We start from the raw sequence: 13032 nt of genomic DNA, 5'->3' as shown, positions 1-13032 counted from the left end.
TTCTCCCACAAGGGGAGAAGGAACCGCCGCGCTACCCGATGATCCGGTGAGGGGGCAGGAAAAGGCTACGCGGCTTCAGTCACTATCCGCTTGTCCGCACCATCGACGACCAGTGCCGTCAGCCTGCCGCTCTGGTAGGCGGCGGTGTCGACATTGACGCGGTTGGGCATCAGCTCGGCTTCCGCCTGCGGCGTGTGGCCGTGCACGATGACCTTTTCGTAAAGCCCGGGATGATCGAGGAAGATGGAGCGGACCCAGATCAGGTCGTCATGCGCCTGCCGGTCGAGCGCGATGCCGGGACGCACGCCGGCGTGGCAGAAGAAGAAATCACCGAACGAAACCGAATAGGGCAGGTCGTGCAGGAACTGTTTCTGCTCGGGCGACACCGCGCTGACGAGATCCTTCCAGCCTTGTTCGAGCGAGGCCGGATCGGCGAAGTCGATCGCCACGCCGTAGGACAGTGCCGTCTCGCGGCCGCCATAGCGTGCGAACAGCCCATCGGCGTCCGGCATGGCCAGGAAGTCGCGGAAGCCGATATCGTGGTTGCCGGCCAGCGCGATGATGCGTGGATCGCGCTGCTGCGCGGCGATCAGGAAGTCGATGACGCCTTTCGAGTCCGGGCCGCGGTCGACATAGTCGCCGAGATGGATGATGCGCCAGTCGGCCGGCCGGTCGCGCTCTATTTCGGCGGCAATGGTCCGGTGCATGCCGGACAGCAGGTCGAGCCGGCCATGCACGTCGCCGATGGCGTAAAGGCGCATGCCGTCCGGCGCGCGGGCGTCGAGGAAATGGATACCGTCGGTCAAAGGAGAAGCTGCTTTCAGATGGGTTCGGGAGCGTTGAATTATGATCCCGAACCGAAGGTCAGCAAAGCGAAAGTCGCGGAACTTTTGGACAAGGATGCGGCAAAAGGGAGATAATGATTCTTCGGCGGAAGGCTTTGTGACGCTTCGTTAGATGACGCTCCGGTTGCCTTCGTTATCTACGAGCACGAGCGCGCTGCCGCGCACTTGGCCGCGGTATTTTTCGAAGAATGCATCGCGGCGTTCACGACCTTTTTTTGTCTTTGGTTTCAAGAAGGCCTGCGCCTTTTCAAACCGCGCTTCGTGATGTGACGAGCCTGAGTTGGCCATCCAAGCCAGCTTACGAAACACGAAGTCTATTCGCCCCATCAGCATGTCTCCATTGCCCATCGAGACCCTAGCAAGTCAGCGCCTGGGAGGCCACTGCTGATCAGAGATATTCGCACCGGGATGCGCCAAAACAGCAAGATAGCGTTTCGGCTCGGTAGTTTGAAGATAGCGGAAGTGCGCTAGCGGTAAAGCATGTCCTTGCCGACATCCTTGATGTCGCGCTTGCCGCACAGCGCCAGCGTCAGGTCGAGCTCCTTGCGGATGATCTCCAGCGCCAGCGTGACGCCTTTCTTTCCGGCCGCCCCAAGCCCGTAGAGGAACGGACGGCCGATATAGGTGCCCTTTGCGCCGAGGCACAGCGCCTTCAGCACATCTTGCCCGGAACGAATACCGCCATCCATGTGGACCTCGATGCGGTCGCCGACAGTGTCGACGATCTCTTCCAGTACCGCGATGGAGGAGGGGGCGCCGTCGAGCTGGCGGCCGCCATGGTTGGAGATGATGATGGCATCGGCGCCAGTCTTGGCCGCCAGCACCGCGTCTTCCTTGTCGAGGATGCCTTTCAGGATCAGCTTGCCGCCCCAGCGCTGGCGGATCCATTCGACGTCGTCCCACGACAGGGTCTGGTCGAACTGCTCGTTCGTCCAGGACGACAGCGAGGCAAGATCGCCGACGCCCTTCACATGGCCGACGATGTTGCGGAAGGTGCGGCGTTTGGTGCCGAGCATGCCGAGGCACCAGCCGGGCCGGATCGCCATGTCGATCAGGTTCGGCAGGGTCAATCGCGGCGGGGCCGACAGGCCGTTGCGCACATCCTTGTGGCGCTGCGCCAGGATCTGCAGGTCAAGCGTCAGCACCAGCGCCGAACATCTGGCCGCCTTGGCCCGATCGATCAGGTTGAGCACGAAATCCTTGTCGCGCATCACATAGAGCTGGAACCAGAACGGCTTCTTGGTCACCGAGGCGACGTCCTCGATCGAGCAGATGCTCATGGTCGACAGTGTGAACGGCACGCCGAACTCTTCTGCTGCCTGTGCCGCCAGCATTTCGCCATCGGCATGCTGCATGCCGGTCGAGCCGGTCGGTGCCAGCGCCACCGGCATCGAGACGGTCTCTCCGATCATGGTCGAGGCGAGCGACCGGTTGGCCATGTCGACCAGCACGCGCTGGCGCAGCTTGATCTTGCCGAAGTCTTCTTCGTTGGCGCGGTAGGTGCTCTCCGTCCACGCGCCGGAATCGGCATAGTCGAAGAACATCTTCGGCACGCGCCGGCGCGCCTGGTTCTTGAGATCGTCGATGGTCAGAAGCATGTTCATTCCGCTTTCCCGGTTTCGCGTGCCGCCGCGTCCGTTTCGTTGCGCCTGCGGCCGGGTTCCCCGTCGCGCTGTTTCGCGTCCCCGCCGCGCTGTTTCAGCCGAAGCCGCGACACGCGTTGCCAGTCGCCGCTGCGTTCGGCTTCCACCATGGAGCGTTCGACATAGGTGATATGGTCCATCGCCGCCTTTCGTGCCGCCGCCTGGTTGCCTGATGTGACGGCGGCATGGATGGCGCGGTGCTGCGCCAGCAGTTCGTCGCGCGCGCCGGGCAGGGTGAAGACCAGCAGCCGGTTCTGGAACACGCCTTCCGACAGCAGGCGGTAGCAGGAGCGCAAGGTGTGGAGCAGGATGATGTTGTGCGCGCACTCGCCGACGGCGTTGTGGAACTCGACGTCGATGTCGGCTTCGTGCTGGAAGTCTCCGGTGCGGTGCGCTTCGTCCATGCGCGCCATGATGCGGTCGAGCAGGGCAAGGTCGTCCGGTGTTGCGCGCCGGGCCGCATATTCGGCGGCGACGCCCTCGATCTCGCGGCGGTATTCCAGATAATCGGCGGCAGCCTTGCGGTGCGAGGAGATCAGCTCCATCACTGGCTTGGAGAACACCTGGCCGATCACGTCGGCGACATGGGTGCCGCCGCCATGCCGCGTCGTCAGCAGGCCACGCGTCTCCAGCGCTTTCAGCGCATCGCGCAGGATCGGCCGCGACACTTCGAACTGGCGCGCGAGGTCGCGTTCACCCGGCAGCCGGTCGGCCGGGCGCAACACGCCTTCCAGGATCAGGGCCTCGATCTGCGCCACCACCTCGTCGGCGGTGCGCGAATGATCGATGCGGGAAAAGATGTCGCCCAAGGGAGTGCCCGAGAAAAAGCTTCTGTAGCCCAGAATAGCGGCAATCACGCGAACTGGTCAATTAATCTATCCAATTTGGTGTTCAAACGCGAAGCGATGACGGTCGCTTTGACGGCCTGTCGCCCGGACTTTTCGTTGTCATAGCTCCGGATTGCTCCTAGAGCTTTGCAAAAGACAGGGCTCGGAACCTGGGGGAACTGCCGTGTCGGACGACCAGTCCAATCTCGAATTCCGGCCGCGTGCCATCGGCAGCGTGCTGGGTTTTCCCGCGCATGAGGGCCGCCCGAGCGCGCTCGGCGAGGTGCATGCCCGCCCGCACCCGCTGGTCGAGACGCCACGTGTCCTGATCCAGCTTTCCTTCATGACCGAGGGTGGCACCAGCGTCGACCACGCCGTGCTGTCCGAACTTTCGCGCCGCCTTGGCATCGCGGCTCCCGGCAGCCAGGCGCGCCTCCATGCCATGAAGTGGGGCAAGGGTTCGCTGCGCTGGGAGCGCCACACCGAGTTCTCGACCTATCTGTGGGAAGGGCCGCTCGACGAGAGCGGGCGCGCGCATGAGGACACGCCGTTCGGCAATGGCTTCTCGCCGCCCGGCACGGTGATTTCCGGCATTCGGCTGGAGATCCGCAACTGGACCCCCGCCAACGAAAAGCTGCTCGACAGTTTCGATCCCACCAGCCTGTGTTTCTCGCTGGTGGAACGGGGTGCCGCCGCCATCGTCGCGGACTTTCGCCAGGACGGTGACGGGCTGACCCGCGTCCTGGTGCTGAACCGTTCGCTGACCGCGGCCAGCACCGGCGCGCTGTCGCAGCGCCTGCTCGACATCGAGACCTACCGGACGCTGGCCATGCTCGGCCTGCCGCTGGCGCTGTCGCTGTCGGCACGCGTGCGCCGCATCGAGGACAAGCTTGCCGTCATCACCCGCGAGATGAAGGCAGCGGAAACCCGCGACAGCCAGACCTTGCTCGCCGACCTGACCGAACTTGCCGCCGAACTGGAAGCGGATGCCGCTTCCAGCCTCTATCGTTTCGGCGCCAGCCGCGCTTATGACGGCATCGTCACGGAGCGCCTGGAAGCGCTCGATGAAGAGGTGGTGCCGGGCTACGACACCTGGGCCGGTTTCCTGCAGCGCCGCGTCGCGCCGGCCATGCGCACCTGCCGTTCGGTCGAGGAGCGGCAGGCCAACCTGTCGCGCAAGCTGACGCGCGCCACCACGCTGCTGCGCACCTGGGTCGATGTCGAGGTGGAGAAGCAGAACCGCGACCTGCTCGCCTCGATGAACAACCGCGCCCGCCTGCAACTGCGCCTGCAGCAGACCGTCGAAGGTCTGTCGGTGGCGGCGGTTTCCTATTATGTCGTCGGGCTGATCGGCTATCTCGCCAAGGGCGCCTCCTTCTTCGGCCATGCCTTTGCGCCGGAAGTGGTCACGGCCGCATCCGTGCCGGTCGCCGTGCTGCTGGTTTGGTGGGGCGTGCGCCGGGTGCAGCGCCTGCACGGCGAGCCGGCAGGTCATGCCGGCGAATAGTCCGGAACCATCTGTCCATTTGCCAGCGTCAGATTGACGCGCGGGAAGGTGCGCGCATGACGGCGCGGGCTTGGGCCTAAAGCATCATTTGCAAGCACTGCGGCAAATTGGTAAAAAGCTTTTACCAGTCAGCCTATTTGCCAAGCGGGAGGCATCATGTCCGGTCTTGCCATGCCGAAGCCGGATGAGGCGACGCTTGGGCGGCGCGCCACCATCGTTGCCGATCTCAGGTCGATCGTGCCGGGTGAAGGCGTCGTCGAAACCGTCAACGAGATGCGCGCTTTCGAAAGCGATGGACTGACCGCCTATCGCCAGCTTCCGCTGGTCGTGGTGCTGCCCGAGACGGTGGCGCAGGTGTCGCGGGTGCTGAAATACTGCAATGACCGCAACATCCGCGTCGTGCCGCGCGGCGCCGGCACCTCGCTCTCGGGCGGGGCCTTGCCGCTGCAAGACGCGGTCCTGCTGGTGATGAGCCGCTTCAACCGTATCCTCGGCATCGATTATCCCAACCGCTCTGTGACGGCACAGCCGGGCGTCACCAATCTCGGCATCACGCATGCGGTGGAGCAGGAGGGTTTCTACTACGCGCCGGATCCGTCCTCACAGATTGCCTGCTCGATCGGCGGCAATGTCGCGGAGAATTCCGGCGGCGTGCATTGCCTGAAATACGGCCTCACCGCCAACAACGTGCTGGGCATCGAAATGGTGCTGATGAACGGCGAGGTGGTGCGGCTCGGCGGCAAGCATCTCGACGCCGAGGGGTATGACCTGCTCGGCCTGATGACCGGTTCCGAGGGATTGCTCGGCGTCGTCACTGAAGTGACGGTGCGCATCCTGAAGAAGCCGGAGACGGCGCGCGCGCTGCTGATCGGCTTCCCGACCAGCGAGCAGGGCGGCCAGTGCGTGGCCGACATCATCGGTGCCGGCATCATCCCAGGCGGCATGGAGATGATGGACCGGCCTGCGATCCACGCGGCGGAGGATTTCGTCCAGGCCGGCTATCCGCTGGAGTGCGAAGCGCTGCTGATCGTCGAACTTGACGGACCGGCGGTCGAGGTCGATCACCTGATCGGCGCCGTCGAGGCGATCGCCATCAGCAATGGCTCGACCACCTGCCGGATCTCCAATTCGGAGGAAGAGCGCCTGCGCTTCTGGGCCGGCCGCAAGGCCGCATTCCCGGCGGTCGGTCGCATCTCGCCGGACTACTACTGCATGGACGGCACCATCCCGCGCAAGGAATTGCCGCGCGTGCTGGCCGGCATGCGCGAGCTTTCTGAAACCTACGGCTTGCGTGTCGCCAACGTCTTCCATGCCGGCGACGGCAACCTGCATCCACTCATCCTCTACGATGCCAATGTGCCAGGGGAACTGGCCAGGGCCGAGAAGTTCGGCGCCGATATCCTGCGGCTCTGCGTCGAGGTCGGCGGCGTGCTGACCGGCGAACATGGCGTCGGTGTCGAGAAGCGCGACCTGATGCCGGAGATGTTCAGCGAGGCCGATCTCGACCAGCAGATGCGGGTGAAATGCGCCTTCGACCCCAACCATCTGCTCAACCCCGGCAAGGTGTTTCCGCAACTGCGCCGCTGCGCCGAACTCGGCCGCATGCATGTGCATCGCGGTCAGGTCGCCTTTCCCGACATTCCGAGGTTTTGAGCGATGGGGCGATTGGCTGGGCCACAGTCCAAGGGGCAGATATTGCGCGCTTGGATACGAGAGACCAAGGAACAACGTGAGGTGTTGGATCGCCTGGCAACCGCTCCACCAAGGCCCTTGGCGAACCCTCCTTCCATGCGCCGCCGCATGGCGTTGCTTTGTTATGTCGCTCGCGAGCTTCCCGATGGTTTGGGGATCGCCCGCCAACATCGCCCGCCTTACACACCCGACATGCGCTGGCTGGTCGAGCATGGCTATCTGCGACTGGAGCGCATACGCGCCGGGCGCGGTCGTCTCTGGAGCTTTCTCGTCCTGTCGAATTCGGGCCAGCGCAGGGTGTCGGCCTACGATCTTCCCCAAGCAGACTGGAACTGGATTGCCGCGGCTTTCCATCACGGCATGCTCAAGTGAGACGGATCTCGTGCAACTGAAGCAAGCAACATTGGTCGGCATCGCGCGGGGCGACGTCACGCTCGCCTTCCGCCGCTGGTTGCGCCCGACGGTGAAAGCCGGCACCGGCCTGCGCACGGCGGCAGGCGTGGTGCGTATCGCTGCGGTCGAACCGGTCGACGAACAGGATCTGACCGATGCCGAGGCGAAGGCGGCGGGCTTTGCCGATCGCGCCGCACTGCTGGCTGATCTGCGCTCGGATGGCGATCGCACGCTCTATCGGATCGTTCTCGACGGCATCGAGCCGGACCAGCGTGTCGGCCTGCGCGGCGCGGCGAAGCTGTCCGAATCCGACTGGCATGATCTGGCGGCCCGCTTCGCGCGCTGGGACAAGGCGAAGCCGGGTTACTTCCCGTCGATCCTGAAAGCTATCGGCGCCCGTCCGGCCACACCGGCTGGCGAACTCGCTCAGGCTGCCGGGGTGGAAAAGCTGAAGTTCAAGCAGGATGTGCGTAGGCTGAAGGAGCTGGGCCTGACGGAGAGCCTTGACATCGGCTACCAGCTCTCGCCGCGCGGCGAGGCGGTGCTGGAAAAGCTGCGGGAGCATCGGCTGTGACCACCTTCATCCCAACCTCGCCTGCCGAAGTGCTTTCCACCGTGCAATGGGCGGTCGCCGAAGAGGCGCCACTGGAGATCGTCGGCCACGGCTCCAAGCGCGCGATCGGCCGACCCCTGCAGACCGAACACACGCTCGATCTTTCGAAGCTCTCCGGTGTGACGCTCTATGAGCCGGCGGAACTGGTGCTGTCGGCGCGCGCCGGAACACCGCTGGCTCAGATCGAGACACTGCTTGGCGAAAACGGCCAGCAGCTTGCTTTCGAGCCGATGGATTATGCCCGGCTGCTTGGCGAGGAGCCCGGCAGGGGCACGATCGGCGGCGTGCTTGCCGCCAACCTCTCCGGCCCGCGTCGGCTGAAGGCAGGGGCTGCACGCGACCACATCCTCGGCATCCATGCGGTGTCGGGGCGCGGCGAGGCCTTCAAATCCGGTGGCCGCGTCGTCAAGAACGTCACCGGTTATGATCTCTCCAAGGCGATGGCCGGCTCATGGGGCACGCTTGCGGTGTTCACCGATGTCACTTTCAAGGTGTTGCCGGCGGCGGAAACCGAGGTGACGCTGGCCGTGCGTGGCCTGCTCGACGACAACGCTGCCGCGGCCATGTCGCTGGCGCTTGGTTCCAGCGCTGAAGTGTCGAGCGCCGCGCATCTGCCGGAGCGCATCGCGGCGCGTGTCGCCGCCGGCGCCCTTGGCAATGAGGCGGCGACCCTGCTGCGCGTCGAAGGCTTTGGTCCTTCGGTGACCTATCGCATCGGCGCGCTGAAGGAACTGCTGCGCAATGCCGGACCGCTGCAGGAGATCGCCGGCGAAGCGTCCGCCACCATCTGGCGCGATGTCCGCGACTGCATGCCGTTCGCCGGCTCTGACAAGCCGCTCTGGCGCGTGTCGATGGCACCCGCCGATGGCCACGCCATGGTGATGGCGCTGCGCATGCAGTCGGCGGTGGAAGTGTTCTACGACTGGCAGGGCGGTCTGATCTGGCTCAGTATGGAAATGGGCGAACCGGAAGACCAGTTGGTGCGGGCGGCGGTGCAGCATTTCGGCGGCGGCCACGCGACGCTTGTCCGTGCTGCCCCCGGCGTCCGTGCGGCGACGCCGGTGTTCCAGCCGCAGCCCCCGGCCCTGGCTGGCCTTGCCGAGCGGCTCAAGTCCGAGTTCGACCCCAGGCAGATCCTCAATCCCGGCCGGATGGCATAACGATGCAGACCTCTTTCACAGCCGACCAGCTTGCCGATCCGCATGTCGCGGAATCGGAGAAGATCCTGCGCAAATGCGTGCATTGCGGCTTCTGCACCGCCACCTGTCCGACCTATGTAACGCTTGGCAACGAACTCGACAGCCCGCGTGGGCGCATCTACCTGATCAAGGACATGCTGGAGAATGGCCGTCCGGCCGACAAGGAGATCGTCACCCATGTCGATCGCTGCCTGTCCTGCCTCGCCTGCATGACGACCTGCCCCTCGGGCGTCAACTACATGCATCTGGTCGACCATGCGCGCAGCCATATCGAAAAGACCTACAGGCGCCCGCTCGCCGACCGGCTGATCCGCTCCGTACTCGCCTTCGTGCTGCCGCATCCGGTGCGCTTTCGCGCCGCGCTGAAGCTGGCGAGGCTCGGCCGGCCTTTCATGGGACTGTTCGAGAACAGCAAGGCGCTGAAGCCGCTCGCCGCCATGCTGAAGCTGGCGCCCGCCAGCGTGCCGGCGGCATCGCCATTGGCCAGACCCGGCGCGCGCAGCGCCGCGAAGGGGCAGAGACGGGGACGGGTCGCCTTGCTCACCGGTTGCGCGCAGCAGGTGCTGGAGCCCGGCATCAACGAGGCAACGGTGTCGCTGCTCAACAGGCTCGGCATCGACGTGGTGATGCCGCAAGGCGAGGGCTGCTGCGGCGCGCTGGTTCATCACATGGGCCGTGAGGCGGCGGCGCTCGCCTCGGCCCGCCGCAATGTCGATGCATGGACGCGGGAGATCGAGGGGGAGGGGCTGGACGCCATCGTCATCACCGCTTCGGGCTGCGGCACCACGATCAAGGACTATGGCTTCATGCTACGGCTGGACCCGGCCTATGCCGAAAAGGCCGCCAAAGTGTCGGCGCTCGCCAGTGACGTGACCGAATATCTCGCCACGCTCGACCTGCCGGAGCCTGCGCGCAAGCCGGGCACGGTCGTTGCCTATCATTCCGCATGCTCCATGCAGCATGGCCAGAAGATCACGCGACAGCCGAAGGAGCTGCTCGCCCGTGCCGGTTTCGTGGTGAAGGAGCCGCGCGAAGGGCATCTGTGCTGCGGTTCGGCGGGAACTTACAACATCCTGCAGCCGGAGATTTCCGCTCGCCTGCTCGAACGCAAGGTCAAGAACATCACCGCCACCGGCGCCGACGTGGTAGCCACTGGCAACATCGGCTGCATCACGCAGATCGGCTCGGCCGCGAAACTGCCGGTGGTGCATACGGTGAAGCTGCTCGACTGGGCCTATGGCGGCGAGCAGCCTGCCGAACTGCGCGGCGGCAAGGCGGCCTAACCCGGCACGCTACCGATAGCCAGTGGCGTCTGCCGGCTTGCCGGGTTCCTCGACCTCGGCGATGTAACGCCAGGCATCCGGCCGGGACCCGTCGAGATCCGTGAAGCCGTATTCTTTCGCCAGGCTTCCGCTCGACAGCGACTGGCCGTTCCAGCGCGCGCGGTCCGGATCGGCCGCAAGTGCCGCGACCGCACGTCCGACGAAATGTGGCGTTTCCGAAATGACGAAATGCGGCACATTCACTGTTGCATCACGCCAGTTCTCTTCCCTGACGCCAAAGGTCTCCAGCATGATTTCGGAACGCAGCCAGCCGGGCGTCAGCGAAATTGCGGTCGCGCCATGCGGTGCAAGGTCCTTGGCATGGGACCAGCCCATGCGGTTCACCGCCACCTTGGCAAGATCGTAGAAAGGGGAGAGGCGATAGTGGCTGGCATTGTATTCAGCCGTCCCGTCCGTCACCTCCACCAGCAGTCCGCCGGGATTTTCGATCAGCAGCGGCAAAGCGTGATGCGCGGTAATGAGATGCGTGTCGACAGCCAGGTGCAGCATGCGCAGGCCCTTGGCGAGGTCGTGTTCCCATACGGGCTTGTTCCACTCGACGTAGTTCTCGCCGCCCCATATGTCGTTGACTAGGATGTCGAGCCGGCCCTGCTCTGCGCGGATGCGTTGCATGAGGGCCGCGACCTCTTCCGAAACGAGATGGTCGACCTGAACGGCGATGCCCCTGCCGCCGGCAGCAGTGACGAGTTCGGCGGTCTCCTCGATCGTCTCGGGCCGCTGGTACTCGGATGGATGCTGCCGCGTCGTGCGCCCGGTGACGTAGACCGTGGCGCCGGCAGCTCCCAGTTCGACCGCTATCCCGCGCCCAGCACCGCGTGTTGCGCCGGCGACAAGCGCGACCTTTCCAGCAAGAGTCATTGAAACCTCCTGGGCTTTTGCCTTTGATGGCGTGATGTGAAATAATATATAAATGAATATTCACTTATTAATCGGAAATCAAGATGCCGCGACCCAAAACGCTGTCCGACGAGAAGGTGCTGGAGATCGCGCTGGGCCTGATCCATGAGCGCGGCCCCGAGGCGCTGACCTTCGAGAGCCTGGCACGCGCCTGCGGCCTTTCCCCGGCAACGCTGGTGCAGCGCTTCAAGACCAAGGCCGGGCTGAAGCAGGCTGCCTTGCTGGCCGCCTGGGACCGATTGGACACGCGCACCGAAGAGCTTGGCGGCAGCGTCGCCAGGACGCCGGAAGGGGCGGTCGACCTGCTGGTCGACCTGTCGCGCGGCTACGGCGAGATCGAAGCCTATGCGGAGGGCCTGCTCGTGTTGCGCGAGGACCTGCGTGACCCGGTGCTGCGGGCGCGCGGCGCAGCCTGGCGCCGGCGTCTCTCAGCCGTGCTCGACACGTGTTTCGCGGATACCGCAGTCGCGCCGCAGGATGTCGGCTTGCTGATGGCCTCGCAGTGGCAGGGTTCGCTGCTGTGGTGGGGGTTTGACCCGCAAGGGCGCGTCGAGGATTTCGTCGAGACCAGCCTGCGCCAGTTCGTTACGGCGCTGCTGCCGCGTTGATCCGGTCCGCTGCCGGGATTTCATTACCTGCGAGGTCATTGCCGCTGTCGCTCGGTCTGGCATTTTGCGCGCCATCGAGCCCAGACAGGAGAAAAACAATGGCCATCACCTACATCATCGGCTTTCGCGTCCGCCCGCAGCATCAGGAGCGGTTCATGATGCTGCTCGATGGTGTCCTCGACACGATGCGTCACGAAGAGATGTTCATCTCCGCCACCTTGCACCGGGATCCGCAAGATCCGTTGCGGTTGTTGCTGCACGAGACCTGGGTCGATCATCAGGACGTGCTCGACGTGCAGTTGAAGCGCCCCTACCGCGAGGAATGGCACGCTGCGCTGGACGAAGTGCTGGAGGGTCCGCGCGACATCCAGGTCTGGCAGCCGCTCAGGAGCGACAGCCGGAAGACCTTTGACCTCGTCTAGCCTTATTCCGCGGCGATCTGGCCGGGCTGTTCGTCGACGGCATAGCTGGCGCGGTAGAGCTCGCGCTGGCGGTTAAGCGCCACCATCGTGTTGCGCAGCAGGATCGACACCGTGATCGGGCCGACGCCGCCCGGCACCGGCGTGATCCAGGACGCCACTTCCTTGACGCTTTCGGTGTCGACGTCGCCGACGATGCGGGTGGTGCCGTCCGGCAGCGTTTCCGAATTGATGCCGATGTCGATGACGGCGGCGCCCGGCTTCACCATGTCCGCCTTGATCAGGCGCGGCTTGCCGACCGCAACGAACAGGGCATCGGCGCGGCGCGCATGCACGGCCAGCGAGCGTGTCATGTGATGGCAGACGGTGACGGTGGCGCCTTCGCTCATCAAAAGGAAGGCAATCGGCTTGCCGACGATCTCGGAATGACCGACGACCACGACTTCGAGACCCTTCAGATCGAGCCCGGTTTCCTTGAGCAGCTCGACCGAGGCGGCGGCGGTACAGGGGGCCAGGTCGAGCTGGTTGTAGACGATGTTGCCGATCGAGGCCGGGTGCATGCCCTCGACGTCCTTCAGCGGATGCACCGCGCTCTGCAGCGCCTTGACCGGGATATGCTTGGGCACCGGGCGCTGGATGATGATGCCGGTGACGCGCGGATCGGCATTCATGCCATGGATGGCTGCCTCGAGTTCGCGCGCGGTGACGTCGGCCGGAAAGCGGCGTTCCTCGAAATCGATGCCGGCCTGGGCTGCCTTGGCGCGCTGGTTGCGCACATAGACGTCGACGGCGTCGACATCGCCGACGGTGATCGAGACCAGCTTCGCCGGAAAGCCTTCGGCACGGGCCTCTTCGGCGGCGATGCGGACACCTTCGATGATGCGTTTGGCGACGGGGCCACCCTTCAGGTAGCGGCTGTCGGTCGAGGACATGGGCAGACTTCCGGATTTCTTGTTTGCGGCGACATAGCAGGAGAATGCCGCCGGCGGGAGGCTGAATCCGTCCTGCCTTAGTCGATTATGGTCACTGGCGGCCAAAAACCCGTC

At 64.8% G+C, this 13032-nt stretch carries 14 protein-coding genes; 8 read left to right on the top strand and 6 right to left on the bottom strand.

The window, feature by feature from the left end; all coding sequences use genetic code 11:
* Positions 1–65: 65 nt before the first annotated feature.
* From ACFJIU_RS20030 to ACFJIU_RS20015, 4 genes are all read right to left on the bottom strand, one after another.
* Positions 66–761 carry a metallophosphoesterase gene (locus tag ACFJIU_RS20030; protein ID WP_379073174.1) on the bottom strand — a complete coding sequence of 232 codons (696 nt, stop codon included), beginning with the start codon at positions 759–761 and terminating at the stop codon, positions 66–68.
* Between the two features lie 192 nt (positions 762–953).
* The gene (locus ACFJIU_RS20025; protein ID WP_379062833.1) at positions 954–1172 is read right to left on the bottom strand and encodes a hypothetical protein; all 219 of its coding nucleotides are present in this window, start codon (positions 1170–1172) and stop codon (positions 954–956) included.
* A gap of 140 nt (positions 1173–1312) precedes the next feature.
* Positions 1313–2449, bottom strand: a complete 1137-nt coding sequence (locus ACFJIU_RS20020; protein WP_379062831.1) for an L-lactate dehydrogenase — start codon at positions 2447–2449, stop codon at positions 1313–1315.
* Complete coding sequence (locus tag ACFJIU_RS20015; RefSeq protein WP_379062829.1) at positions 2446–3297, bottom strand: FCD domain-containing protein; 852 nt, start codon at positions 3295–3297, stop codon at positions 2446–2448. The genes ACFJIU_RS20020 and ACFJIU_RS20015 overlap by 4 nt, the downstream gene beginning before the upstream one ends.
* Positions 3298–3499: 202 nt before the next feature.
* Here ACFJIU_RS20015 and ACFJIU_RS20010 point away from each other — a divergent pair, with 202 nt between their 5' ends.
* The 6 genes from ACFJIU_RS20010 (at position 3500) to glcF (ending at position 10002) form a co-directional block, all read left to right on the top strand.
* Positions 3500–4822 (top strand): DUF3422 family protein, encoded by a 1323-nt coding sequence (locus tag ACFJIU_RS20010; protein ID WP_379062827.1) that lies wholly within the window; start codon positions 3500–3502, stop codon positions 4820–4822.
* Between the two features lie 156 nt (positions 4823–4978).
* Complete coding sequence (locus ACFJIU_RS20005; protein WP_379062825.1) at positions 4979–6475, top strand: FAD-linked oxidase C-terminal domain-containing protein; 1497 nt, start codon at positions 4979–4981, stop codon at positions 6473–6475.
* Between the two features lie 135 nt (positions 6476–6610).
* A complete protein-coding gene (locus tag ACFJIU_RS20000; protein ID WP_379062823.1) occupies positions 6611–6886 on the top strand; it encodes a hypothetical protein in 276 nt (91 codons plus the stop codon).
* Between the two features lie 10 nt (positions 6887–6896).
* Positions 6897–7481, top strand: a complete 585-nt coding sequence (locus tag ACFJIU_RS19995) for an ASCH domain-containing protein (protein WP_379062821.1) — start codon at positions 6897–6899, stop codon at positions 7479–7481.
* Positions 7478–8680, top strand: coding sequence for an FAD-binding protein (locus ACFJIU_RS19990; RefSeq protein ID WP_379062819.1), 1203 nt, complete (start codon positions 7478–7480; stop codon positions 8678–8680). Before ACFJIU_RS19995 ends, ACFJIU_RS19990 begins: the two co-directional genes overlap by 4 nt.
* A 2-nt stretch (positions 8681–8682) precedes the next feature.
* The gene (glcF, locus tag ACFJIU_RS19985) at positions 8683–10002 is read left to right on the top strand and encodes a glycolate oxidase subunit GlcF (protein ID WP_379062818.1); all 1320 of its coding nucleotides are present in this window, start codon (positions 8683–8685) and stop codon (positions 10000–10002) included.
* Between the two features lie 9 nt (positions 10003–10011).
* On the opposite strand, the gene ACFJIU_RS19980 is transcribed toward glcF, so the two are convergent.
* On the bottom strand, positions 10012–10920 hold the full coding sequence (locus tag ACFJIU_RS19980; protein ID WP_379062816.1) for an SDR family oxidoreductase: 909 nt from the start codon (positions 10918–10920) through the stop codon (positions 10012–10014).
* Between the two features lie 83 nt (positions 10921–11003).
* On the opposite strand from ACFJIU_RS19980, the gene ACFJIU_RS19975 reads away from it, so the two are divergent.
* The gene (locus tag ACFJIU_RS19975) at positions 11004–11567 is read left to right on the top strand and encodes a TetR/AcrR family transcriptional regulator (RefSeq protein WP_379062814.1); all 564 of its coding nucleotides are present in this window, start codon (positions 11004–11006) and stop codon (positions 11565–11567) included.
* Between the two features lie 98 nt (positions 11568–11665).
* Positions 11666–11989, top strand: coding sequence for a putative quinol monooxygenase (locus ACFJIU_RS19970; RefSeq protein WP_379062812.1), 324 nt, complete (start codon positions 11666–11668; stop codon positions 11987–11989).
* A gap of 2 nt (positions 11990–11991) precedes the next feature.
* Here ACFJIU_RS19970 and ACFJIU_RS19965 read toward each other — a convergent pair whose 3' ends face one another.
* Positions 11992–12918: a bifunctional 5,10-methylenetetrahydrofolate dehydrogenase/5,10-methenyltetrahydrofolate cyclohydrolase gene (locus ACFJIU_RS19965; RefSeq protein WP_379062810.1), complete on the bottom strand. Its 927-nt coding sequence runs from the start codon at positions 12916–12918 to the stop codon at positions 11992–11994.
* Positions 12919–13032: the final 114 nt, after the last annotated feature.

It is taken from the genome of Mesorhizobium sp. UC74_2, from assembly GCF_042701485.1.
Classification (GTDB): Bacteria; Pseudomonadota; Alphaproteobacteria; order Rhizobiales; family Rhizobiaceae; genus Mesorhizobium.
Note: the sequence above shows the minus strand (reverse complement) of the source record. Positions and strands in the feature narration are given on the sequence as shown.

Bases quoted from the DNA above. Each gene is read 5' to 3' on its own strand.
- ACFJIU_RS19980 (WP_379062816.1), bottom strand. From the start codon at position 10,920: ATGACTCTTGCTGGAAAGGTCGCGCTTGTCGCCGGCGCAACACGCGGT.
- ACFJIU_RS19975 (WP_379062814.1), top strand. From the start codon at position 11,004: ATGCCGCGACCCAAAACGCTGTCCGACGAGAAGGTGCTGGAGATCGCG.
- ACFJIU_RS20020 (WP_379062831.1), bottom strand. From the start codon at position 2,449: ATGAACATGCTTCTGACCATCGACGATCTCAAGAACCAGGCGCGCCGG.
- ACFJIU_RS19970 (WP_379062812.1), top strand. From the start codon at position 11,666: ATGGCCATCACCTACATCATCGGCTTTCGCGTCCGCCCGCAGCATCAG.
- ACFJIU_RS20000 (WP_379062823.1), top strand. From the start codon at position 6,611: ATGCGCCGCCGCATGGCGTTGCTTTGTTATGTCGCTCGCGAGCTTCCC.
- ACFJIU_RS20025 (WP_379062833.1), bottom strand. From the start codon at position 1,172: ATGGGGCGAATAGACTTCGTGTTTCGTAAGCTGGCTTGGATGGCCAAC.
- ACFJIU_RS20030 (WP_379073174.1), bottom strand. From the start codon at position 761: ATGCGCCTTTACGCCATCGGCGACGTGCATGGCCGGCTCGACCTGCTG.
- ACFJIU_RS19965 (WP_379062810.1), bottom strand. From the start codon at position 12,918: ATGTCCTCGACCGACAGCCGCTACCTGAAGGGTGGCCCCGTCGCCAAA.
- glcF (WP_379062818.1), top strand. From the start codon at position 8,683: ATGCAGACCTCTTTCACAGCCGACCAGCTTGCCGATCCGCATGTCGCG.
- ACFJIU_RS20005 (WP_379062825.1), top strand. From the start codon at position 4,979: ATGTCCGGTCTTGCCATGCCGAAGCCGGATGAGGCGACGCTTGGGCGG.